Below are 21938 nucleotides of genomic sequence, written 5' to 3' on the forward strand. Positions count from 1 at the left end.
GCGTACCGGTCCCGCCACGGGCCGTACCGCCGGGCCACCGCCGGGCCTCGGGCCCGCGCCGCTGTGCGAACCTGATCGTCACGCACGGGCGGCGACGAGCGGTGGAGGTGGTCGGGTGCGCCTGGTCGGGATCCACCACACCCACCCGTCGGGGGCGGTCGCCCTGCGCGGTGCCGACCTCGACGTCGACCCTGCCATGCCGACCGTCGTGCGGGGAGGCAACGGGGCGGGCAAGTCCACGCTGCTGCGGATCGCCGCCGGTGCACTCGCCCCGACCGCGGGCGAGGTCGAGGACGTCCCCGAGGTCGTCGGCTACCTGCCCGACCGGTTCCCGGCCGCCCGCAAGCTGACCCCGCGACGCTGGCTCGACCACATCGCCCGGGTGCGCGGCGTCGACGTCGACGACGCCGCCGACCGCGCCGAGGTGCTGCTGACCGAGCTCGGGTACGACGGCGACGACGACGAGCCGATGGCCGACCTGTCGACCGGCAACGCCCGCAAGGTCGGGCTGGTGCAGGCGCTGGCCTGCGAGCCCGGCGTGCTCGTGCTCGACGAACCCTGGAACGGTCTCGACGACGACGCCGCGGACGCCCTGACCCGGCTGCTCACCGCCCGCGCCGCCCCGACCCTGCTGACCGACCACACCGGTACCGCGGCCGGTCTGCCCGGCGCCCGCCTGCACCGGCTGCGCGAGGGCCGGATCGCGACCGCCTCCGACCCGGACTCCGTGCCGTTGCCGACCGCGCCGCCGCCCGGGGCGATGATGCGCCTGGACATGGCCTGTGCGGGAGACCCCCGCCCGCTGCTGGAACGGGTGCTGCCGCCCGCCCGCGTCGAGGGTGCGGCGCCGGGCCGGTTCACCGTGCGGGTCCCCGCCCCCGAGAGCGACGCCTGGTTGGCGGCCGCGCTCGCCGCGGGCTGCGCGGTCCGTTCGGTGCGGCCGGTCCGCCCGGGTCCTCCGGAGGGCGGCCGGTGAGGCGGCGGGTGCGCTCGGCGTTCGCCGTGGCGATGCTGTTGGGCGAGGACGTCGGCCGCACCGAACGCTTCGTCGCCCCGCTGGTGCTCTACGCCGGCGCCCTCGCCGTGCTGTTCGGCGGCGCGCCCGGCCCGTTGCCCGCGCCGTGGGCGGCCAGCGCGCTGCTGCTCTACCCGGTCGGGGCCTGGCTGGCGCACGCGCTGGCCGAGTCCGAGGACGACGACGCCCGCACCGTCACCCTGTCCGCCGCGGGCGGCCCCTGGCCGGTCGCGGCCGGCGTGCTGATCGCCGCCACGGCGGGCGTGGCGGTGCTCGGGCTGCTCGCCGTGGTGTGGGGCGTGGTCGCGGCCTGGGGCACGGCGACGACCGGGAGCCTGCTCGACGGGCTGCTCGCGCACCTGGCCTGCGGGATCACCGGCGCCGCGGTGGGGTCGGTGTTCTCCCGGCCGGTGGTCCGCAACGAGGGCGTCGCGCTGATCGGTGCGCTGGTCGTGCTCGTGGTGACCGGGACGCAGTCGTGGCTGCCGCCGGTCGGGACCGCGGCCGCGGCCCTGGGGAGCGGGCGGCTCGGGGTGGGCCCGTTCGGCGACCTGGTCGTCGCGCTGCTGGTGGCGGTGGCGGCGACGGCGCTGGTGGTCCGGGTCGAGCAGGGCGGCGGGCTGCGCGAGCTGGGCGCACGTCTCGGCCGGCGGGTCGGCCGTCTGCGCCGCTGACCTGCTGCTCCGCCCGGCACCGCCCCGGGTCCGTCCTCAGATCAGGCCCGCGACCCGGCCGAGGCGTTCGACGGTGCCCGCGAACAGGGCGTCGCGGGCGTCGACGGCGTTCTCGAACTGGCCGAACAGCTCGAAGGACAGGTGCCCGAACAGCCCGGTCCAGGCGGTGAGGGCGGCGAGCACGGCCCCGTCGGACAGGTCCGGCAGGTCCAGCGCGGCGCGGACGCGGTCGGCGTCGGCGGCGAGTGCGGGGTCCGGTTCGGGTGCCTCGGCGAGCGTGCCCGCGGCGTGCGCGGCGGCCAGGGCACGGGCCAGCGGCTCCAGGACCCGGGCCGCGACGGGGACGGTGTCGGTCGGCGCGCGGTAGCCGGGTACGGGGGAGCCGTAGATCAGTGCGTACTCGTGCGGATGGGCCAGCGCCCAGCCGCGCAGGGCCCGCGCGATGCCCCGCCAGTGCTCCGCCGGGCCGGTGCCGGGGTCGGCCGCGGCGAGGGCGTCGGCGAGCCCGTCGTAGCTCTGCACGATCAGGGCGGTGAGCAGGTCGTCGCGGGTGGGGAAGTAGCGGTGCAGCGCCGAGGACACCATCCCGATCTCGCGGGACACCGCGCGCATGGACAGCGCGGCCGCGCCGGTCTCGGCCAGCTGCCGCCGGGCCGCCGCGGTGATCTCGGCGACGAGCTCGGCGCGGGCCCGCTCGCGGGCGGTGCGGGAGGCGTTCACCCGGCCACGGTAGAGCATCGGTCTGTTCCCCGAGCGCTGTGCTGATCCAAGAGCGGTGATCTCGTTCGTGGCCCTCGCCCCGGGTGGGTCCCGGCGACCGTCAGTCCGGCAGCGCCACCCCGACCAGCGCCGGCAGCGCGGTCCGACCGGACGCCGTGAGGCGCACGGACCGCCGGTCCCGGCCGCGCTCGACCCAGCCGCGGTCGAACAGGGCCCGGCACAGCACCGCGCCCGCCGTGCCCGCGAGGTGGTGGCGGCGCTCGGTCCAGTCCAGGCACGCCCGCACCACCGGGCGGCCGCGGCGGGCGAGCGCGTCCGGCCCGGCGAGCCCGGCGAACCACAGCCGGCCGGCGGGGGTGAGGGCGAGGCCGTCCCCGGTCGCGAGCAGGTCGTCGGCGACGAGCCCGTCGAAGAGCGCGACACCCAGGGCGCCCGCGAGGTGGTCGTAGCAGGTCCGGGCGGAGGCGAGCCTGGCCGCGGCGCGCGAGGCACGCAGCGTCGGGGCCGGCGGGGCGGGCGCGGTGCCCGCGGCGAGCGTCTCGATCGTGCGTGCGACGTCCGGTCCGCCGAGCCGCAGGTAGCGGTGCCGGCCCTGCCGCTCGGCGACGAGCAGTCCCGCGTCGACCAGCCGGTCCAGGTGGGCCGACGCCGTCGACGGGGCGACGCCGGCGTGCCGGGCCAGCTCACCCGCGGTCCAGGCGCGACCGTCGATCAGCGCGAGGCAGAACGCGGCCCGGGTCCGGTCGGCGAGCAGTGCGGCCCGGGCGGCGAGGGCGGCCGGGTCGATCGGGCCCCCCGAGCCGCGGCCGCCGTCCGTGCCGGGACCGCCGGTCACCGCGGGCTCCGGTCCCGGCCGGACCCCGGCACCCCGCCCGCCGCGATCCGGCTCTCCCGCGCCGGCCGCCCCCGGTAGCGGGACAGCGCCACCCCCGTCAGTGCGAGCACCCCGCCGAGCAGCGCCAGCGGCGGCGGCAGCTCCCCGAGTACCGGCCACGCCATGAGCACCACCAGGGTCGGGACGAGGTAGGTGGTGACGCCGAGCTGCCCCGCGTCGATCCGCGACAGCGCGTACGCCCAGGTCCCGAACGCGAGCGCCGTCGGGACGAGCCCGAGGTAGACCATCCCGGCGATCTCCGGCCCGGACGCCGTGCCGAGAGCGTCGACCAGGTCGCCGGCCCACGGCAGCGTGGCGACCGCCCCGACCAGACAGGCGACCTGGGTGACCTGCACCGCGGGCAGGCGCCGGAGCACGGGTTTCTGGGCGAGCACCCCGATCGTCCAGGTCGCGGCGGCCAGCAGGCACAGCAGCGCGCCCACCGGGCCCCCGGCGCCGGCCGGGCCGTCGCCCGAGGTGGCGAACCCGATCAGCACGGCCCCCGCGAACCCGATCCCGGCGCCCGCCAGCAGCGGGCGCGGGAAGCCCTCCCGCAGCACGACGCCGGCGGAGAGCGCGATGAGGATCGGTCCGACGTTCACCAGCATCGCCGCGGTCCCGGCGTCGAGGCGTTCCTCGGCCGCGTTCAGCGCGACGTTGTACACCGCGAACCAGCTCACCCCGCACAGCGCCATCAGCAGCCACTCCCGCGCGGTCGGCCGCACCCAGGACCGCGATGCCAGCACCGCGAGTGTGAGCGCGGCCCCGCCGACCGCCAGTCGTCCGAGCGCGAGCGCACCGGCGCCGAACGCCGGCCCCACGGCCCGGATCGCCACGAACGCCGACGCCCACGCCAGCACGGTCACCCCGGCCGCCGCGGCGACCCGCACCCCTGTTCCCGTCACGGCGACGACGCTAGGCGCCCGACGTTTCGGCCCGCACCGAATTCAGCCCCGGTAGTACGGTGCCGTCGCCGCGAGGGTCGCCTCCCAGTCCGGCATCGGCGCCCCGGCCAGGACTGCGGCGAGCCGGTCGAGGTACCAGTGCCAGCCCGGGCCGGCGTCGGCCGGGGAGAACCCGTCGGGCAGCACCTGCTCGAACACGAGCACGGTGCCCCCGCCGTCCGGGGTGAGCGTCACCGACAGCTCCCACGGCTCGCCGCCCTCCCGGATGTCGACGACCAGCCGGTGCGGGGGCTCGCAGTCCCGGACGAGCACGGTGGACGGGGCGCCGCCGCCGTCCTCGTCGCTGGTCAGGACGAGCTCGACGGTGCCGCCGGGACGCCCGTCGCCGCTCCACCGCCCGAACCACCGCGCGCAGCGGTCCGGGTCGGTGACCGCCGACCAGACGTCGGCGACGGGTTCGTCGTGGACGCGGCGGAACCGCAGCACGGCACGCCCGTCGGCGCCGCGGACCACCTCCCCGGCACGGCTTCCGGTATCGGTCACGGGTTCCTCCTCGATCCACGGGCCAGTTCGGTGTCGAGCGCGTCGAGCCGCTGCACCCAGAAGCCGCGCAGCCCGGCCAGCCACTGCTCGGCCGCGGCAGGCCCGGACGGGTCGACCGCGTAGAGCCGCCGGGTCCCCTCCGCCCGGACGGTGGCGAACCCGTTGTCCCGCAACACGCGCAGGTGCCGGGAGACGGCCGGCTGCGATATCCCGAACTCGGCGCGGACGACCTCGGTCACCCGCCCTGCCGTCCGCTCGCCCCCGGCGAGGAGCTCGAGGATGCGCCGCCGGACGGGGTCGCCCAGCACGTCGAACGCTTCCACAACTCGGAGTTTATATAACCCGGACCGAAAATAGTAGTCCGCTGGACGGATCGGTTCCTCGCCGCTATGGTTCATTACATGACTAATGAACCACTGCACTACGGCACCGGGAGGTCGCCGTGATCGACGACGGACGCCCGCTGTTCGCGCAGATCGCGGAGGACATCGCGTCCGCGGTGGTGGACGGGACCTATCCGGAGGAGACCCAGGTGCCGTCCAGCAACGAGCTCGCCGCCTTCCACCGGATCAACCCGGCCACCGCGGCGAAGGGCCTCAACCAGCTGGTCACGCAGGGCGTGCTCTACAAGAGACGGGGGATCGGCATGTTCGTCGCCGAGGGGGCACGGTCCCGGCTGCTGGACAGCCGCCGCGAGGACTTCGCCCGGCAGTACATCGCTCCGCTGGTCACCGAGGCCCGCAAGCTCGGTATCGACCCCGAGCAGCTCAAGAAGATGATCGACGTCTGGGGGGACGACCGATGAGCACCGACGTGATCGCCATGCACGGCGTCACGAAGCGCTACGGCGACGTGACCGCGCTCGACGACGTGACGTTCGCGCTGGAGGAGAACCGCATCCACGGGCTGCTCGGCCGCAACGGCGCCGGCAAGACCACCGCGATGCAGATCCTCACCGCGCAGAACTTCACGACCTCCGGGCGCGCCGAGATCTTCGGCGAGCAGCCCTACGAGAACGCCCGGGTGCTCGCCCGCACCTGCTTCATCCGCGAGTCCCTGAAGTACCCGGACGAGTACCGGGTCCACCACGCGCTCCGGGCCGCCGCGAGCGTGTACCCGCAGTGGGACCAGGCCTTCGCCGACCGGCTCGTCGGGGAGTTCTCGCTGCCGGCGTCCCGGAGCTGCAAGAAGCTCTCCCGCGGTCAGCAGTCCGCGGTCGGGGTGGTCATCGGGCTGGCCTCGCGGGCCCCGCTGACCTTCTTCGACGAGCCCTACCTGGGCCTCGACGCCGTCGCCCGGCAGATGTTCTACGACCACCTGCTCGCCGACTTCGCCGAGCACCCGCGCACCGTCGTGCTCTCGACGCACCTGATCGACGAGGTCTCCGACCTGATCGAGCACGTCGTCCTGATCGACCGGGGCCGCGTGCTCATCGACGAGGAGGCCGAGGCGTTGCGCGGCCGGGCCGTCACCGTCTCCGGGCCCGCCGAGTCGGTCGAGCGGTTCGCCCGCGGCCACACGGAGCTGCACCGGGAGCGCCTCGGCGGCTTCCTGCGCGTCACCCTCGCCGGGGTCGCGCCGGCCCGCACCTCCGAGCCGCACCTGCAGTTCGAGCCGGTGTCGCTGCAGCAGCTCGTCGTCCGTACGACCCAGATGAACGCGGCGCCGGGCGCCGGCGTCGCCCAGGAGGTCCTGTCATGACCGCCGTCACCGCCGACCGCAGCCCGGTCGACGCCGCGCCCGCCCGGGTGCGCGCCGCGATCCGGATGGGCACGGTCAACTGGGGCCGCCGGTTCGGGATGGCCTGGCTGATCCTGGCCGTCGTCTTCGTGCTGCACCAGACCATCTGGTGGGTCGTGAGGAGCAACGGCGGAGATGTGGAGACCGGGTACACCGGCGCGCTGACGTCGTTCTTCTTCATCCTCGGCAGCACCTACCTCGCGCTGATGACCCAGGTGATGCCGTTCGCGCTGAGCCTGGGCATCACGCGACGGCACTTCTACCTCGGCACCGTCCTGCTGGTGGCCGCCGAGACCCTGGTCGGCGCGATCGGGCTCAGCGTGCTGCTGGCCGTCGAACGGGCCACCGACGGCTGGGGCCTGCGGGTCCAGTTCTTCGAGATGGGCTTCATGGGCCAGTCGAACCCGGCCACCCAGGTGCTCGCGTACTGGGTCCCGCTGCTGACGCTCTCGCTGGTGTTCGTGCTCCTCGGCGCGGTGTTCCGGCGTTGGGGGCAGCTCGGGATCTGGTGCGTGGTCCTGGTGCCCGTGGTGCTCGCCGCGGCCGGGGTGATGGTCCTGACCTGGCAGGACGCCTGGGGGGCGTTCGGCCGGTTCTTCGCCGAGACGCCGACGTCGGTGCTGCTCGCCGGCTACCCGCTGATCCTCGCCGCGGTCGCGGCGGGGGCCGGGTACCTGGTGCTGCGCCGCGCGACTCCCTGACGGAGGACCCGGCGGGGCCCGGCACCCTCGTGGGGGGTGGTGCCGGGCCCTCAGCCGTCCAGCACGAGATCGGCCCGTTCCGGTGCACCACCGGAGCGGGCCAGCTCCTGTTCGGCGCGCCGCCAGCCGTCGCGGTACGGGGCGTAGCCCGGCCAGTCCGCCCGCCCGTGCAGCCGCCGCTCCCGCTCGTCCGCCGACGCCTCCACCCAGATCGCCAGCGAGGTCACCGGCGCCAGCTCGGCCGCGCCGCTCCCGCACCCCTCCAGCACGACGACGGCCGCCGGCGCCAGCGTGCGTTCCGGTCCCGGCCGCTCGCGCACCCAGTCCCACGACGTCCAGCGCAGGGTCGTACCGGCCGCCAGCGGGTCACCGATCCCGCGCCGGGCCAGCGCCGGGACCCGGGGCAGTCCGTCCCAGCCGGGGCAGAGGTCCTCGATCTCGAGCAGCGGGGCCCCGAGCCGGTCGGCGAGCGCGCGGGCACGGGTGGACTTCCCGGCCCCGGAGAACCCGTCCACGGTGACCAGCCGGTTCCCGGCGGGCCCGGCGGGGGCGGCGTGCACGAGCCGGGCGACCGTGTCGGTCCAGTCCCGGTCCGCGACCGTCCTCACGGCCGGACGACCACCTTGACCTGCGACGCGTCGGGGGACAGGGCGTCGCCGACGTGGTCGAGGTCGACGTGCCCGGTCACCAGCCGGTCCAGGTCCACCGCGCCCGTCGCGGCCAGGCGCACCGCCGTCGGCCAGGTGTTGGCGTACCGGAAGGTGCCGGTCAGGGTGATCTCGCGCGACTGCAGCATCGACACCGGCAGCGTCATCTCGTCGGCACCCATCCCGACCAGCACCGCGGCGCCTCCCGGCCGGACCGCGGGCAGCCCGCCCAGCACCGCGGCCGGCACCCCGGAGCAGTCGACGAAGACGTCCACACCGGACACATCGGCGCCCGGCGCGACGACGTCGGTCGCGCCGAAGTCGCGGGCCAGCGCGGCGCGCGCCGGGTCCGGGTCGCTGACGACGACCTCGGCGGCGCCCTGCACCGCCGCCACCTGCGCGACGAGCAGCCCGATCGGCCCCGCCCCGGCGACGAGCACCCGCGACCCGACCCCGGTGCCCGCCCTGTGGTTCGCCCACAGCGCGACCGACAGCGGTTCGAGCAGCGCGGCGGCGTCGTCGGAGACGTGCTCGGGGACGGGGTGGGCGAAGTCGTCGGCGATCGTCACGTACTCGGCGAACGCGCCGTCGACCGGCGGGGTCGCGAAGAACACCATGTCCGGGCACAGGTTGTAGGCGCCGGTGTGGCAGTACCGGCAGCGACGGCAGGGCACGCCCGGCTCCAGCGAGACGCGCTCGCCGATCCGCCCCGCGTCGACGCCCTCCCCGACGCCGACGATCCGCCCGGACGGCTCGTGCCCGAGCACCATCGGCTCGCGCAGCACGAAGTCGCCGATCCGGCCGTGCCGGAAGTAGTGCACGTCGGAGCCGCAGGTGCCGACCGCCGCCACCCGCACCAGCACCTCCCGGGGGCCGGGTCGGGGGACCGGTCGCCGCTGCACCTCCAGCTCGCCGGCGGCACGCAGCACGCTGCACCGCATCGACTCCGGCACCTCGGCGATCGTCGTCACGGGCACGACGGTGGCACGCGCGGCCGGGCCGGGCAACGCGGTGCGCCGACCGCGCCGGACGTACCGGTGCGCGCACGGTCGATCATTCCGGCGGACGTCGTCCGCCCCCGGGAGGTCCGCCGGTGGTGTACTGCTCCGCGACGAGAGGGAGGACCGGCCGCCCCGCGGGCGGCCGGCGACGAGAAGGACGCCCATGGGCTCGGCCATCGAACGACCGGCGGTCACCGGCTTCCACCACGTGGCGGCGGCCGTGACCGACGTGGAGTCCAGTGCGCTCTGGTACCAGCGCGTCCTCGGGCTGCAACGGCTGCCGATGACCTTCCCGCACCACGACGCCGCCGACGGCTCGTCGGAGAAGGCGGCGCTGCTCCTCGACGTCGTGACCGGAGTGATGATCGAGCTGCACGCCCCGGCCGACGGCGACGGCGGCGGCCCCCGCGGCGCGCTCGACCACCTGGCGTTCGGCGTCGCCGACCGCGCGACCCTCGACGCCTGGGCCGCCTGGCTGGACAGCCTCACGGTGCCGCACGGCGGTGTCGTCGACCGGACCGACCCGACCGGCTACGCGACGCTGGAGTTCCGCGACCCGGACGGCATCGCGCTGGAGTTCATCCACTTCCCCGGCCGCGGTTAGGCGACCGGCGGGCCCGGTTCGACCGACGTCTCCGGTCAGTACACCTAGCGGGGGTCCACGCAGACCAGGCCCCACGGCCGGTCGTCGACCCGGGTCATCACCACGGTGGCGTGCCGCGACCCGCGGCCGCGCAGCTTCCGGGCGATCGCCTCGACGTCACCGGCCAGGCCGCGGCGCCGCACGTCGACCGCGCCGACGTCGAGCTCGCGCAGCAGCCGGGGCAGCCGCTTCTGGTCCCACGGACGGGAGTCGAGCACCCGCAGCGGCCGCGCGAACGGCGTGGCCGGGGGCTCGTCGTCGCCGGTGAGGAAGGCGATCCGCGGGTCGATCCGGGCGGTGCCGGTGGCCCGGGCCAGCGCGGAGACCAGCCCGGCCCGGGTGACGGCCGGGTTCGGGTCGAGCAGCCAGGCGCCCGGTTCGCCGACCGCGATCCCGGTGTCCCCGTCCGGCGGGTCCGGATCACCGTGCAGGTCGTGCACGCCGTCGTCGTCGACGACGGTGGCGCGCGTGCGGGCGCCGGCCAGCGCGGGGGACCAGGCGCAGGCCTCCTTCAGCTCGCGCCCGAGCGCGAGGAACTCGATCTCCCAGTCCGGCGGGACGGTGTCGTGGTCGATCCCCGGTGCCGCCTTGATCCCGACCGCGCCGGCCCGCCGCTCCAGCTCCAGACACCAGTCCAGCGGTGGCTCGGACTCGCCGGTCCGCATCCGGCCGCCGCCGGTGCGCCGGGCCGGGTCGACGAACACGCCGTCGGTCCCGGACAGGTCGGCGTCGCGCACGTCGCACCGCACCGTCCGGGCCGAGCCGCCGTGCACGGCCGCGTTGCGGTCGGCCATCCACAGGTGCACCGGATCCAGGTCGACGCCGGTGACGTCGTGGCCCGCCGCGACCAGCGAGACCAGGTCGCCCCCGATCCCGCAGCACAGGTCGACGACCGCGCGCCCGGCGAAGCGTGCGGCCCGGTGCCGCGCGATCACCTCCGACGACGCCTGCTCCAGCCCGTCGCGCGTGAACCACATCCGCGCGGCCCGCGCGAACTTGCGGGCGGCCCGGTCCCGCAGCCCGGCCTGGGCCATCGCGTCGGCGACCAGCCCGGCGTCGTGCTCACGGCGCAGCGCGGTCCCCAGCCGGAGCGCGGCGTCACCGTCCCGGTCGGCGACGGCGAGCCGGTCCAGCAGCGCCGTCCCCTCCGGCCCGGCGAGCCGCTCCAGCCGGGCGATCGGATCGTCGTCCACGACGACAGTGTCCACGGCGCCGTCCCCGGCACCGTCGTGTGCCCGCACCGGCGTCGGCCGCCGCGGACCGGCGGGCGTACGGTCGTCGGCCGGGACAGCGGAGCGGAGGGCCACGTGGTCGAGCACGACGGCCGCGACCCCGCCGTACCCGGCGCACCGGTGCCCGCGCCCCCCACGGTGCTGGGTGCGACGGCGCTGCCCCGCGAGATCGGCGTGCTGGTCGGGTCGGCGTTCGCGATCGCCATCGGGTTCGGGCTGGTCGCGCCGGTGCTGCCGGCGTTCGCGCGCTCGTTCGACGTCGGGGTGACCGCGGCCGCCGCCGTGATCAGCGTGTTCGCCTTCTCGCGGCTGGTGTTCGCCCCGCTCTCCGGCACGGTCGTCGGCCGGTTGGGGGAGCTGCGGGTGTTCGTGGCCGGGCTCGCCGTCGTCGCCGTGACGACGGCCGGTCTGGCCTTCGCGACGGCGTACTGGCAGCTGATCGCGCTGCGCCTGGTCGCGGGCGTCGGATCGACGATGTTCACGATCTCGGCGGTGTCGCTGCTCGTGCGGCTGTCCCCGCCGCACCTGCGGGGCCGCGCGACGAGCCTGTGGGCGACCGGGTTCCTGCTCGGCAACATCGCCGGGCCGCTGCTCGGCGGCACCCTCGCCGCGATCGACGTACGCGCCCCGTTCCTGATCTACGCGGCGCTGCTGGTGCTGGTGATCGTCGTGGGCGGGCCGCTGCTGCGCCGGCCGGAGGGCCCGGTCGACGAGGCGCCCCCGCCGCGCACCCGGTTCCGCGACGCCGTGCGCCACCGTGCCTACCGGGCGTCGCTGGTGGGGAACTTCGCGAACGGCTGGGCGGTGTTCGGCGTCCGCATCGCGCTGGTCCCGCTGGTGGTGGTCGAGGCGCTGGGGCGCGAGGACGCGTTCGGCGGCATCGCGTTGTCGGTGTTCGCGGCCGGGAACGCGGCGACCCTGCTGCTGGCCGGACGCCTCGCCGACCGCTCCGGTCGCAGGCCCCCGCTGATCGTCGGCCTCGCGGTGTCGGGCGCGTCGACGGCCGTCCTCGGCTGGGTGCTCGACCCCTGGGCGTTCCTGGTGCTCTCGCTCGTCGCGGGGCTCGGCAGCGGACTGGTGAACCCGCCGCTCAACGCGGCCGTCGCCGACGTCATCGGGGAGCGCGCCCGTGGCGGCTCGGTGCTGGCGGGCTTCCAGATGGCGGCCGATCTCGGTGCCATCGCCGGGCCGCTCGTGGCCGGTGCGCTCGCCGAGGTCTGGGGGTACGGGCCGGCGTTCGCCGTGACCGGGGTGCTGTCGCTGGTCGCGGCGCTCGTCTGGTGGCGGGCGCCGGAGACCCTCCCGTCCCGGTCCTGACCTGGGGCGTCGCCCGCCGGGGTGACACGAGGGCCGGTCGCTCCGTCCCGCTGGTCCCGATCGTCACCCGGATCCCACCCGTTATGGCGGGCCGCCGGTTCGGGTGACCTCCTCCGGGGTGACCTCACCCCACCGACGGGTGGCGGGTGTGGCTGGTGTGCACAGGGTGCTTCTAGCGTCGTGGATATCGGACAAGCCGGACACGGATGGGGACGGGAACGAAGCCATGAGGCGCGGACTGGCACGACGTACGGTGATGAGCGCGGCGGCGGTGGTGACGGTGAGTGCTGTCATGTTCACCGGAGGGGTCCTGGCTCTCGCCGACGGTGCGGCCGTGTCCGCGGCCGCGGCACCCACGGTGCCCGGCGCCGTCGCGCAGGCCGCGGCCCCGGAGGCACCGAGCGTGCTCGCCGGGCCGGCGACCACCCCGTCGGGCGCCGCGGCGTTCCCGACCGACTCCGCTCTGCGGTCGTCGTCGGAGGCCGCCGGGGGCTCCGGTGCCGCGACGGCTGCCCGATCCGCGGAGACGGGGACGGACGCCGTCCGCGGGGCCGAGGGCTCCGGTGACGCCGGACCGGCCCGCCCGGCCGCGACCGGGTCGTCCGGTTCCGCGGGCCCGGTCTCGCCGTCCGCGCCCGAGCCCGCCGACGCCGCGGAGCCTGCCGACGCGGCGAAGCCTGCCGACGTCGCGAAGCCTGCCGACGTCGCGAAGCCTGCCGACGTCGCGAAGCCTGCCGACGTCGCGAAGCCTGCCGACGTCGCGAAGCCCGCCGGCGCGGCGAAGCCCGCCGATGCCGCGAAGCCTGCGGACACCGCGAAGCCTGCCGACGCGCCCGCCGACGTGCCGTCCGGCCCCGCGGACGGACCCACGACACCGGTCGCCCCCGCCGAGAAGCCCGCCGGTCCCGCAGCCGACCCGGCGCCGCCCGTGGACGAGCCCGGCGGTCCCGCGGCCGGACCGGCCGCTCCCGCGGAGAAGCCCGCCGGTCCCGCAGGAGGCCCCGCCGCTCCCGCGGACGAGCCCGCTGCTCCCGCGGGGACACCGGGCGGGCCTGCCGAGAAGCCGGCGGATACTGGGGAGACCCCGGCCGACCCGGCGCCCGCACCCGCCGACGCCGGGACGGAGCCCGCCGGCACGGGGACGGACCCTGCCGCTCCCGAGAAGCCCACCGACCCGGAGGAGAAACCCGTCGACCCCGCGGACACCCCCGTCGAGACGCCGACCGACCCCGCGGCCGCGCCCGCCGCGCCCGCCGACCCCTCGGCCCGACCGGCCGACCAGAGCACGCCCCGCCCCGGCGCCACCAGCGCGGGCGAGCGCTACGGCTGGGGCGCGCCGCTGCCGGCGTCGGACGAGTTCGACTACACCGGACCGCCCGACCCGGCGAAGTGGAACCAGGCGGGCGAGTGCTGGCCCGGTCACGCGGGCAACGGCGGCCGCTGTGCCAGCCGGTCCACGGTGAAGGACGGCAAGCTGGTCCAGACCGGGCTGCGCAACGGCGACTCGGCGTGGATCTCGTCGAAGTTCAATCAGCAGTACGGCCGCTGGGAGGCCCGCGTCCGCTCCGAGGCCACCGGCCCGGACAACGGCAGGCAGTACCACCCGCTGCTGATCATCTGGCCGCAGTCGGACCGCTGGCCCCAGGACGGCGAGTACGACTTCCTCGAGAACGGCGCGCCCGGCGAGCAGTGCGCCGAGGCGTTCATCCACTACCCGCACGGCCGCGGCGCGGTCCAGCAGGAGTACGCCAAGGAGAAGAACTGCGGCGCACCGCTGAGCGAGTGGCACAACGTCGCCGTCGAGTGGACGCCCGACCACGTGAAGGGCTTCATCGACGGCAAGGAGTGGTTCTCCTTCTCCGGCGGTGCCCGGCCCGGCCGCAAGAACATCCAGGACATGCCCAGCGGGCACCTGACGATCCAGCTCGACAACTTCTTCGGCGGCAACATGCAGCCGGCGACGTACGAGGTGGACTGGGTCCGGATCTACTCCCTCGACGGGAAGTGACCGGCTAACGCCGGACCGTTGCGGGGCGATGAGTGGACGTGCCGCTTCTTACACGCAGGACCGCGGGGTGGCTGCTCGCGGGCGTCGTGGCCCTGGAGGTCGCGATCCCCGCGGTCGGCCTGGCCACCACCGAGCCGCCGCGTCGCTACTCCTGGAGCATGTTCGTCGCGTCGTCGACGGAGTACGCCTACACCGGACGGACCGCTGACGGCGCGTCCCGCGCCCTCGACACCGGGGCCCTGCCGTGGCCGCAGCGGACCGTCCACTACGGAGCCACGGTCCCGGGGCTGCTGTGCGCGGCGATCCCGGACCTCGTCTCGGTGTCACGGACCCGGGACGGCGCCCCGGAGTGGGAGCAGCCGTGCTGAGGCTCCCCGACACGCTCCCCGCCCGCCCGCTGGCCGGGTACCGGATCCTGGTCGGGCTCGTCGCCGGGCTGAAGGCCGTCGAGCTCGGCGCGAGCCCGCTGCTCGGGACCCGGGCCGGGCCGCTGTTCGGGGTCGGCCCGGTGCTGCCCGCCCCGGTCTGGCTCGCGCTCGGCGCGGTGATGGGCCTGGCGGCGCTGGCCGTCGTCGTGGGGTGGAACGCGCGGGCGGCGGCCCTGCTGGTCGGGCTGTGCACCGCCGGCTTCGTCTGGGGTGCGGGCTACTACTCCAACCACACCTACCTGCTGTTCACCGCGGCGGTGCTGCTGTCGTTCTCCGACTGCGACGCGGCCTGGTCGCTCCGGTCCCGGCGCGGACACGGCGCCGACCGGGTGTGGGCGGCGCCGGTGCTGGTGCTGCGGGCGCAGATCACGATCGTCTACTTCTACGCCGCGATCTCGAAGATCCGTCCGGACTTCCTGTCCGGCAACGGGCTGGCGTCCTGGACGTGGGACTCGGTGCTGGTCCCGGCGGGGATGCTGACGCCGGTGTTCCTGGTGCCGATGGCGTTCGGCGCGGTGCTCACCGAGCTGTTCGTCGCGTTCGGGCTGTGGTCCTCGCGGCTGCGGCCGGTCGCCGTCGTCGCCGGGACCGGGCTGCACCTCGGCATGATCGCGATGCTCTCCGACGGGCTGCACGCCGCGGTCGAGCTCGGGCTGTTCGCCACCCTCACCTGCGGTGGCTACCTGCTGTTCGCGGACCGTGTCCCGGTCCCCGGCGCGGTGGTGGTGCCCCGGCAGCGCCGGTCGGAACCGGCGCTGCCGAGCACAGTCACCCGGCGCTGACGCCCATCGCCTCGGCCAGCCGCAGGTGCGGCGCGGCCTCGTCGTGGCGCGAACGGCGCTGCAGGGTGCGCCCGAGGAGCAGGTGGGCGTACCCGTCGGCCGGCTCGCGGCGCACCAGCTCGCGGAGCTCGGTCTCGGCCCGGCCGAGCTGCGCGGAGTGGTAGTACGCGCGGGCCAGCAGCAGCCGGACCGCGGCGGCCTCGGGCTGCTCGGCGACGAGCTCGGCGAGCACCGTCGCGGCCCCCGCGGGGTCGCCGGAGTCGAACAGGAACCCGGCGTGCTCCCACCGGTCGGCAGGCCCTGCCTCCGTCCCGGTCATCCAGGACAGCGCGTCGATCCTCATCGGTGCGGCCTCCTTCCGGCCCGTTCGGTTGATACGTCAACCACAACCGCGGCGCCGGGTGTTCTGTTCCCGGCTCAGGCCAGGGCGGCGCGGACCAGTTCGGGCATCCCGGTCGCCGGGCGGCCGAGCAGCGTCGCGAGGTCCTCCGACGGCTCGGCGAACATCCCCGACGAGACGAACTCGCCGATGAAGGCCGGCGCCGGGCCCTGGTCGAGCGGTACCCGGCGGTGCGACACCGGCCGGCCGGACTCCGCGGCGATCGTCGCGGCCAGCTCGTCGTAGGTCCACAGCGGTCCGCGCAGCTCGTAGGCGCGCCCGGCGTGCTCCTGCGGCCCCCCGGCCACGACGACGGCGGCGGCCCGCGCGAGGTCCGCGATCGTGGCGGTGTTGAGCGCCCGGCCGCCGTCCGCGGCGACCGTCTCCCCGGCCTCCAGCGCGGTGGCGACCACGCCCGGGTTGACGAACATGTCCGAGTAGAAGGTGTTGCGCAGCGGCGTCGCCGGCAGTCCGGAGTCGCGCAGCAGTTCCTCGGTGAAGGTGTGGTCGGCGAGGAACGCGGGCGCGCCGGGCCGGTCCGCGCCGATGGCGCTGGTGTAGACGACGTGGCCGACGCCCGCGTCGGCGGCGGCGCGGACCACGTTGCCGTGCTGGCGCTCGCGCACCCCGGGGGTCACGTCGGAGCCGGACACGAACAGCAGCCCGTCGGCGCCGGTGAACGCCGCCTTCAGCGAGGCCGGGTCCTCGTAGTCGCCGACGTGCACCCGGACCCCGGCCGCGGCCAGGTCGGCCACCTTCTCCGCGGACCGGGCGAGGACGCCCACCTGCTCCGCCGGCACGGTCTCCAGCAGCGCCCGCACGGCCGCGCCGCCCAGCTTCCCGCTCGCCCCGGTCACGATGATCATCGCTGTCTCCCCATCTCGTCGTGGACGGTGCCGACACTGCCGGATAGACTTACGTTCGGTAAGTACGTACCTTCTGGTAAGTAGGTGGGTGGACGGTGAGCACGCAGGTGGAACGGCCCACGGGCCTGTTCTCGGGTGACGCGTTCGACAGCAGCTGCCCCTCGCGGTCGGTCCTCGACCACGTGACGTCGAAGTGGGCGGTCCTCGTGCTCGTCGTCCTGTCCCGCGAGGACCACCGCTTCTCCGTGCTGCGGCGCGCCGTCGGCGGGATCAGCGAGAAGATGCTGGCCCAGACCCTGCGCACCCTGGAGGGCGACGGCTTCGTGCACCGCGAGGTCGCCGCGACCACCCCGCCGCAGGTCAGCTACGGCCTGACCGAGCTCGGCCACGGCGTGACCGGCCACCTCGCCGGCCTCGTCGGCTGGATCGAGGACCGGATCCCCGAGGTGCTGGCGGCACGCGAGCGGGCCTAGGTCCCGGTGGTCAGTGCCCGCCGCCCAGGTGCCCGGCGAGCCGCTCGTGGCGGTCGCGGCTGTCGTCGTTCATCCCGGTGACGACGAGCGTGCGGCCGGACCGCGCGTAGCGGCGCCGCAGGTCGTCGAGGACGGCGACGGTCGAGGCGTCCCACACGTGCGCGCCGGACAGGTCGACGGTCACCTCGTCGGGGTCCCCGTCGGGGGCGAACGCCGTGCTCAGCTCGCTGCTGGAGGCGAAGAACAGCTGGCCGGTGACGCGGTAGACGACCGCCCCGCCGTCGTCGACGGTGCGGTCCACCCCGACCAGCCGTGACACCCGGTTCGCGAACAGCACCGAGGCGACGAGCACGCCGGCGCCCACGCCGAAGGCGAGGTTGCGGGTGCCGACGGTGACCACGACGGTCGTCAGCATCACCGCCGTCTCGCTGCGCGGCATCCGGCGCAGCGTCGCCGGACGGATGCTGTGCCAGTCGAACGTCCCGACCGACACCATGACCATCACCGCGACCAGGGCGGCCATCGGGATCAGCGCGACGACGTCGCCGAGTGCGACCACGAGGACCAGCAGGAACACCCCCGCCAGGAACGTGGACAGCCGCGTCCTGGCCCCGGACGCCTTCACGTTGATCATCGTCTGGCCGATCATCGCGCAGCCGCCCATGCCGCCGGTGAAACCGGTGACGATGTTCGCGACGCCCTGGCCCCACGACTCGCGGGTCTTGTCCGAGCCGGTCTGCGTGATGTCGTCGACCAGGCGCGCGGTCATCAGCGACTCGATCAGCCCGACCAGCGCGACGCCGAGCGCGTACGGCGCGACGATCCGCAGCGTCTCCCACGTCAGCGGCACCGCGGGAAGGTGCGGGAGCGGCACCGTGTCCGGCAGCGCGCCCTGGTCGCCGACGGTCGGCACGGCGACCGCGGCCGTCACCGTGACCACGGTCAGCCCGACGATGGCGACCAGCGGTGCCGGGACGACGCGGGTCAGCCGCGGCAGCCCGACGATGACCACCAGGCCGACGGCGACCAGCGGGTAGACCGCCCAGGGCACGCCGACCAGCTGGGGCACCTGCGAGGTGAAGATCAGGATCGCGAGTGCGTTGACGAAGCCGACCATCACGCTGCGTGGCAGGAAGCGCATCAGCCGCGCGACGCCCGCGGCGGCCAGCGCGATCTGCAGCACCCCGCCGAGCACGACCGCGGCGAACAGGTACTCGACGCCGTACTCCCGCGACAGCGGGGCCACGACCAGCGCGATCGCGCCGGTGGCGGCCGAGATCATCGCCGGTCGCCCGCCGCAGACCGCGATGACCACGGCCATGGTGAACGAGGCGTACAGGCCGACCCGGGGGTCCACCCCGGCGATGATCGAGAACGCGATGGCCTCGGGGATCAGGGCGAGCGCGACGACGAGTCCGGCGAGCACCTCGGTGCGCACCAGGCGGGGCGTCCAGCGCGCACGCAGCGTGGCGAGGTCGGGCAGGGCGGAGCGGGGCACGATACGACGGTCGCTTTCACGTCGGGGGAGGGGCGGGGCCGCGGGCCACGGCGGCGGGAGCGCGCGAACGGCCCGACCGTACTCTCACGCGGGGGGAGAGTCTGCGGTGCGGTGCCCGGATCCCGTCCGGGGTGGCGCGCCCCACACTCCGTTGTCCCACAGGCCGATCTCAGCGTCGTCACAGCGACGGTGAGCACGATGGGGTCCATGGCCATGACTCCCGACGTAACGACCTGGGTGGGTGAGCTCGACCGGCTCGCCCCGGCCCGCGACCTCGAGGTCGACCGGCGGTTCGCCGCCGCCCGGCTGCTGGTCACCGTCGGTGGCACCCCGCAGGGTCAGGTCACCGTGCCGCTGCGCGCCGGGCGCGCGACCGCCGCGGAGCTCTCGCTCGCCGTCGCCGCGCTGCCCGCGGCCGGCACCGTCGCCGTCGCGCCGTCCGCGGCCGACCCGGTCACCGTGGTCGTCGCGACCCGCAACCGGCCCGAGTCGCTGGCCCGCTGCCTGCGCGCGGTCCTCGCCTCCGACCACCCGGCGCTGTCGGTCGTCGTCGTGGACAACGACCCGGACGACGAGCGGACCGAGGTGGCCGTGCGGGCCGCGGGTTCCGACCGCGTCCGCTACGTCCGCGAGCCGCGGCGCGGTGCGTCCATCGGGCGCAACCGGGGCCTGGCCGAGGCCCGCACCGAGATCGTCGCCTTCACCGACGACGACACCGAGGTCGACCCCGCCTGGGCCTCGCGCATCGCCGGCGCCTTCGCCGCGGACCCCGAGCTCGCCTGCGTCTCCGGCCCGGTACTGGCCGCCCGCCTGGGCAGCCCCGAGGAGCGCGCCGCCGACGTCGCCCTGGCCTGGAACAAGGGCTTCACCCCGCGCCGGTTCACCCTCGCCGAGCCCCCCGCGGACTCCCCGATCTTCCCGTTCGCACCCGGCCTGTTCGGCATCGGCGCCAACCTCGCCGTGCGGGCTGGGGCCGCCCGCGCCGTCGGCGGCTTCGACGAGGCCATGGGCCCGGGCACCCCCACCCACGGCGGCGAGGACTGCGAGTTCCTGGTCCGCATGATCCTGGCCGGCAACGTCCTCGGCTACGCCCCGGGCGCCTACCTGTGGCACCACCACCGACCCGACCAGGCCGCGCTGAACACCCAGCTCGAGGGCTACGCGATCGGGTTGGGCAGCTTCCTGGCGAAGGTGGCACTGTCGCCGCAGGGCCGGTCGGTCGCGCTGCGCCGGCTCCCGGCGGCGGTCGCCCGGCTGCGCCACATCTCCGACCGCGAGGCAGGCGCCGGCGACGCGATGCCCGACAGCGGACTGCTGGAGCGCGGCGGCCGGATCGCCCGCGGCGGCTGGGCCTACCTGCAGCGGTCCCGCGAGGTGCGGCGCAACGGTGGCGCGGTCCCGCCGATGCTGCTGCCCGCGCGCTCGGCGCTCGTCCCGGCGCACATCCGCCGCGCCGCCGAGGCCGCGCGGGTCCGGGCCGGGGCCGGCGCCCACGTCGGCCCGGCGGCCGTCCCGGCTCCGCGTCCCGACCGGCAGGCCGAGGCCGAGGCCGGCGACGACCGCGGGGCCGCGGAGCTCGCCCGGAACTCCGCGGCCTGAGCCGCTACAGCCCGTAGGACTTCCCGATGATGTCGCGCTGGATCTCGCTGGTCCCGCCGTACACCGTCGAGACGACGCTCTGGCGGAGCAGCCGCTCCATGCCGTACTCGGTGGCGTAGCCGTAGCCGCCGAGCATCTGCATCCCCTCCAGGGACAGGTGCTTGGCGAGTTCGGTGGCCTTGAGCTTGGCCATCGACGCCTCGCGGGGGAACAGCGCACCCGCGGGGGCCTCGTCGATCACCCGTGCGGTGTCGTGCACCAGCAGTCGCGTGGCCGCCAGCTCGGTGGCGTTGTCGGCGATGCGGTGGCGCATCGCCTGGAAGCTCCCGACGGGGCGGCCGAACTGCTTGCGCTCCTTGACGTAGGCGACGGTGTCGTCGAAGGCGCGCCGCGCCAGTCCGAGCATGAGCCCGGCCAGGATCATCCGCTCCAGGTTCAGCCCGGCCATGAGCTGGCGCCAGCCCTGGCCCTCGACGCCGACGACGGCGTCGGCGGGCAGCTCGCACCCGTCGAAGTAGAGGTCGTTGACCTCCTTGCCGCCCATCGTCTCGATGCCGTGGATCGACAGGCCCGCCGCGTCGGCGGGCACGACGAACATGGTCAGGCCGTCGTGCTTGCCGCCCTCGGTGGAGGTGCGGGCGACCAGCAGGATGTGCGACGCGATGTGCGCGTTCGAGCACCAGGTCTTCTGGCCGTCGATCCGCCAGCCGGTCTCCGTCTTCGTGGCCTTGCACTTCAGTCCGCCGACGTCGGACCCGGCCTCCGGCTCGGACATCGAGATCGACAGCACGTCGCCGCGGCACATCCCGCCCAGCAGCTCCTGCTTCTGGGCCTCGGTGCCGAACTTCTCGATCGCCGCGGCGGTGATGGTGGTCGTGCCGAACCCGGCGATCGGGGCCTGGCCGTACGCGGACTCCTCCAGGAAGACCAGCAGGTCACGCATGCCCTGGCCGGCGCCGCCGTACTCCTCGGGGGTGGCGATGCCGAGCCAGCCGAGGTCGGCCATCTTGCGGTAGATCTCGTCGGAGTGGGCGTGCCGCCCGCCGCCGGTCAGCTCGTCGCGGCGCTCCTTGCTGCCGATCTCGCGACGGCAGAAGTCGCCGATCGCCTTCGCCAGGTCGGTCTGATCCTCGGTCAGGGTGACGGGCATCAGGGGTCTCCTCGGTCGTCGGACCACATTCCCGTGCGGTCCAGGTGGGTGAGCAGCAGGTCCCGGCCGTCGAGCACGTGACGGCGCATCGCCGCCCGCGCGGCGTCGGGGTCGGCGGCGCCGAGCGCGTCGAGCAGGACGACGTGGGCGTCGACCGCGCCGGCCCGCCACTCGGGCGAGCCGGTGTAGAAGTGCGCCGGCAGGTAGTGCGACGAGCGCCCCACCAGCCAGGCGAGCTTGCGCGAGCCGGCCAGCCGGTTGACCTCGGCGTGCAGCCGGTGCTCGGCGGACACGAGCGGGTCCAGCTCGGCCGGGTCGTGGGTCTCGGGGGTGCGCTCGCACAGCGCGGCGATCCGGTCGGCGAGCTCGCGCAGCGGTGCGAGGTCGGCGGGGGACAGCCGCTGCGCCGCGCGCGCGGCCAGCGTCCCGGTCAGGTCGGCCTGCACCTCGAACAGGTCCGCGACGTCGTCCCGGGTCAGCTCGGCGACGACGAACCCGCGCCGCGGCACCGCGTGGACCATGTCCTCGGCGCGCAGCGACTGCAGGGCCTCGCGGACCGGGGTGTGGCTGACGCCCAGGTCCGCGGCGATCCGGTCCATCCGCAGGAAGGTGCCCGGGCGCAGCTCACCGGAGAGGATGCGGTCCCGCAGGACGAGCGCGATGCGGTCGGGCAGCTGCGGGGCGCGGCCCGGGGCGAGCTCACGCACGAAGTCGGCCGTCGACACGGCAACTATCATATACGA

Annotated in this window: 25 protein-coding genes; 12 read left to right on the plus strand and 13 right to left on the minus strand. The window is 75.4% G+C overall.

Annotation, left to right across the window (positions count from 1 at the left end; genetic code table 11):
- Positions 1-115: 115 nt before the first annotated feature.
- Positions 116-976 (plus strand): ATP-binding cassette domain-containing protein, encoded by an 861-nt coding sequence (locus ZF1_RS03145; RefSeq protein WP_405419700.1) that lies wholly within the window; start codon positions 116-118, stop codon positions 974-976.
- Complete coding sequence (locus ZF1_RS03150) at positions 973-1689, plus strand: hypothetical protein (RefSeq protein ID WP_251787236.1); 717 nt, start codon at positions 973-975, stop codon at positions 1687-1689. Before ZF1_RS03145 ends, ZF1_RS03150 begins: the two co-directional genes overlap by 4 nt.
- Before the next feature lie 36 nt (positions 1690-1725).
- Here ZF1_RS03150 and ZF1_RS03155 read toward each other — a convergent pair whose 3' ends face one another.
- The 5 genes from ZF1_RS03155 to ZF1_RS03175 all read right to left on the minus strand — a co-directional run bounded on the left by ZF1_RS03155 (position 1726) and on the right by ZF1_RS03175 (position 5054).
- Entirely contained in the window at positions 1726-2409 is a 684-nt protein-coding gene (locus ZF1_RS03155; RefSeq protein ID WP_405419698.1) for a TetR/AcrR family transcriptional regulator, read from the minus strand.
- Between the two features lie 100 nt (positions 2410-2509).
- The gene (locus ZF1_RS03160) at positions 2510-3196 is read right to left on the minus strand and encodes an ArsR/SmtB family transcription factor (protein WP_208824655.1); all 687 of its coding nucleotides are present in this window, start codon (positions 3194-3196) and stop codon (positions 2510-2512) included.
- Between the two features lie 44 nt (positions 3197-3240).
- A complete protein-coding gene (locus ZF1_RS03165; protein WP_405419693.1) occupies positions 3241-4188 on the minus strand; it encodes a DMT family transporter in 948 nt (315 codons plus the stop codon).
- 42 nt (positions 4189-4230) lie between these two features.
- Entirely contained in the window at positions 4231-4731 is a 501-nt protein-coding gene (locus tag ZF1_RS03170) for an SRPBCC family protein (protein WP_405419690.1), read from the minus strand.
- On the minus strand, positions 4728-5054 hold the full coding sequence (locus ZF1_RS03175; RefSeq protein ID WP_405419688.1) for an ArsR/SmtB family transcription factor: 327 nt from the start codon (positions 5052-5054) through the stop codon (positions 4728-4730). Before ZF1_RS03175 ends, ZF1_RS03170 begins: the two co-directional genes overlap by 4 nt.
- Positions 5055-5176: 122 nt before the next feature.
- Here ZF1_RS03175 and ZF1_RS03180 point away from each other — a divergent pair, with 122 nt between their 5' ends.
- Genes ZF1_RS03180 through ZF1_RS03190 form a run of 3 tightly spaced genes read left to right on the plus strand, consistent with a single transcriptional unit; the run spans position 5177 to position 7172 of the window.
- The gene (locus tag ZF1_RS03180; RefSeq protein WP_208822236.1) at positions 5177-5536 is read left to right on the plus strand and encodes a GntR family transcriptional regulator; all 360 of its coding nucleotides are present in this window, start codon (positions 5177-5179) and stop codon (positions 5534-5536) included.
- Positions 5533-6432, plus strand: coding sequence for an ABC transporter ATP-binding protein (locus ZF1_RS03185; protein WP_405419686.1), 900 nt, complete (start codon positions 5533-5535; stop codon positions 6430-6432). The genes ZF1_RS03180 and ZF1_RS03185 overlap by 4 nt, the downstream gene beginning before the upstream one ends.
- Positions 6429-7172, plus strand: coding sequence for a hypothetical protein (locus ZF1_RS03190; protein WP_405419683.1), 744 nt, complete (start codon positions 6429-6431; stop codon positions 7170-7172). The genes ZF1_RS03185 and ZF1_RS03190 overlap by 4 nt, the downstream gene beginning before the upstream one ends.
- Positions 7173-7222: 50 nt before the next feature.
- On the opposite strand, the gene ZF1_RS03195 is transcribed toward ZF1_RS03190, so the two are convergent.
- Together ZF1_RS03195 and ZF1_RS03200 are read right to left on the minus strand one after the other, a co-directional pair.
- Complete coding sequence (locus tag ZF1_RS03195) at positions 7223-7780, minus strand: nucleoside/nucleotide kinase family protein (protein WP_251787243.1); 558 nt, start codon at positions 7778-7780, stop codon at positions 7223-7225.
- Positions 7777-8790 carry an NAD(P)-dependent alcohol dehydrogenase gene (locus ZF1_RS03200; RefSeq protein WP_482636411.1) on the minus strand — a complete coding sequence of 338 codons (1014 nt, stop codon included), beginning with the start codon at positions 8788-8790 and terminating at the stop codon, positions 7777-7779. Before ZF1_RS03200 ends, ZF1_RS03195 begins: the two co-directional genes overlap by 4 nt.
- A 193-nt stretch (positions 8791-8983) precedes the next feature.
- Here ZF1_RS03200 and ZF1_RS03205 point away from each other — a divergent pair, with 193 nt between their 5' ends.
- Positions 8984-9424, plus strand: a complete 441-nt coding sequence (locus tag ZF1_RS03205; RefSeq protein ID WP_073577832.1) for a VOC family protein — start codon at positions 8984-8986, stop codon at positions 9422-9424.
- Positions 9425-9468: 44 nt separating this feature from the next.
- Here the strand turns inward: ZF1_RS03205 and ZF1_RS03210 are convergent, their stop codons facing one another.
- Positions 9469-10656 carry a class I SAM-dependent methyltransferase gene (locus tag ZF1_RS03210; protein WP_405419678.1) on the minus strand — a complete coding sequence of 396 codons (1188 nt, stop codon included), beginning with the start codon at positions 10654-10656 and terminating at the stop codon, positions 9469-9471.
- 114 nt (positions 10657-10770) lie between these two features.
- Here ZF1_RS03210 and ZF1_RS03215 point away from each other — a divergent pair, with 114 nt between their 5' ends.
- The 4 genes from ZF1_RS03215 to ZF1_RS03230 all read left to right on the plus strand — a co-directional run bounded on the left by ZF1_RS03215 (position 10771) and on the right by ZF1_RS03230 (position 15230).
- Positions 10771-12012 carry an MFS transporter gene (locus tag ZF1_RS03215; protein WP_405419676.1) on the plus strand — a complete coding sequence of 414 codons (1242 nt, stop codon included), beginning with the start codon at positions 10771-10773 and terminating at the stop codon, positions 12010-12012.
- Positions 12013-12304: 292 nt separating this feature from the next.
- Positions 12305-14020 carry a glycoside hydrolase family 16 protein gene (locus ZF1_RS03220; protein ID WP_482636412.1) on the plus strand — a complete coding sequence of 572 codons (1716 nt, stop codon included), beginning with the start codon at positions 12305-12307 and terminating at the stop codon, positions 14018-14020.
- 38 nt (positions 14021-14058) lie between these two features.
- Positions 14059-14388, plus strand: a complete 330-nt coding sequence (locus ZF1_RS03225) for a hypothetical protein (RefSeq protein ID WP_405419671.1) — start codon at positions 14059-14061, stop codon at positions 14386-14388.
- Positions 14382-15230, plus strand: a complete 849-nt coding sequence (locus ZF1_RS03230; protein WP_405419668.1) for an HTTM domain-containing protein — start codon at positions 14382-14384, stop codon at positions 15228-15230. Before ZF1_RS03225 ends, ZF1_RS03230 begins: the two co-directional genes overlap by 7 nt.
- Here the strand turns inward: ZF1_RS03230 and ZF1_RS03235 are convergent.
- The gene (locus ZF1_RS03235) at positions 15217-15573 is read right to left on the minus strand and encodes a tetratricopeptide repeat protein (protein ID WP_476653758.1); all 357 of its coding nucleotides are present in this window, start codon (positions 15571-15573) and stop codon (positions 15217-15219) included. The genes ZF1_RS03230 and ZF1_RS03235 overlap by 14 nt on opposite strands.
- Positions 15574-15647: 74 nt before the next feature.
- Positions 15648-16475 carry an NmrA family NAD(P)-binding protein gene (locus ZF1_RS03240; RefSeq protein WP_346102855.1) on the minus strand — a complete coding sequence of 276 codons (828 nt, stop codon included), beginning with the start codon at positions 16473-16475 and terminating at the stop codon, positions 15648-15650.
- Positions 16476-16570: 95 nt separating this feature from the next.
- On the opposite strand from ZF1_RS03240, the gene ZF1_RS03245 reads away from it, so the two are divergent.
- Positions 16571-16948, plus strand: coding sequence for a winged helix-turn-helix transcriptional regulator (locus tag ZF1_RS03245; RefSeq protein WP_482636413.1), 378 nt, complete (start codon positions 16571-16573; stop codon positions 16946-16948).
- A 10-nt stretch (positions 16949-16958) separates the two neighbouring features.
- On the opposite strand, the gene ZF1_RS03250 is transcribed toward ZF1_RS03245, so the two are convergent.
- Positions 16959-18446 (minus strand): SulP family inorganic anion transporter, encoded by a 1488-nt coding sequence (locus ZF1_RS03250; protein WP_482636414.1) that lies wholly within the window; start codon positions 18444-18446, stop codon positions 16959-16961.
- Between the two features lie 207 nt (positions 18447-18653).
- Here ZF1_RS03250 and ZF1_RS03255 point away from each other — a divergent pair, with 207 nt between their 5' ends.
- Positions 18654-20045: a glycosyltransferase family 2 protein gene (locus ZF1_RS03255; protein ID WP_405419662.1), complete on the plus strand. Its 1392-nt coding sequence runs from the start codon at positions 18654-18656 to the stop codon at positions 20043-20045.
- A 4-nt stretch (positions 20046-20049) separates the two neighbouring features.
- Here the strand turns inward: ZF1_RS03255 and ZF1_RS03260 are convergent, their stop codons facing one another.
- Both ZF1_RS03260 and ZF1_RS03265 read right to left on the minus strand, forming a co-directional pair.
- Positions 20050-21195, minus strand: coding sequence for an acyl-CoA dehydrogenase family protein (locus ZF1_RS03260; RefSeq protein ID WP_224403642.1), 1146 nt, complete (start codon positions 21193-21195; stop codon positions 20050-20052).
- On the minus strand, positions 21195-21920 hold the full coding sequence (locus ZF1_RS03265) for a GntR family transcriptional regulator (protein WP_251786942.1): 726 nt from the start codon (positions 21918-21920) through the stop codon (positions 21195-21197). Before ZF1_RS03265 ends, ZF1_RS03260 begins: the two co-directional genes overlap by 1 nt.
- Between the last annotated feature and the right edge of the window lie 18 nt (positions 21921-21938).

This window comes from Pseudonocardia sp. ZF1, from assembly GCF_056835605.1.

Coding starts and splice junctions, on each gene's coding strand:
- ZF1_RS03185 (WP_405419686.1), top strand. CDS start 5,533: ATGAGCACCGACGTGATCGCCATGCACGGCGTCACGAAGCGCTACGGC.
- ZF1_RS03190 (WP_405419683.1), top strand. CDS start 6,429: ATGACCGCCGTCACCGCCGACCGCAGCCCGGTCGACGCCGCGCCCGCC.
- ZF1_RS03205 (WP_073577832.1), top strand. CDS start 8,984: ATGGGCTCGGCCATCGAACGACCGGCGGTCACCGGCTTCCACCACGTG.
- ZF1_RS03220 (WP_482636412.1), top strand. CDS start 12,305: ATGTTCACCGGAGGGGTCCTGGCTCTCGCCGACGGTGCGGCCGTGTCC.
- ZF1_RS03235 (WP_476653758.1), bottom strand. CDS start 15,573: ATGAGGATCGACGCGCTGTCCTGGATGACCGGGACGGAGGCAGGGCCT.
- ZF1_RS03240 (WP_346102855.1), bottom strand. CDS start 16,475: ATGATCATCGTGACCGGGGCGAGCGGGAAGCTGGGCGGCGCGGCCGTG.
- ZF1_RS03255 (WP_405419662.1), top strand. CDS start 18,654: ATGGCCATGACTCCCGACGTAACGACCTGGGTGGGTGAGCTCGACCGG.
- ZF1_RS03260 (WP_224403642.1), bottom strand. CDS start 21,195: ATGCCCGTCACCCTGACCGAGGATCAGACCGACCTGGCGAAGGCGATC.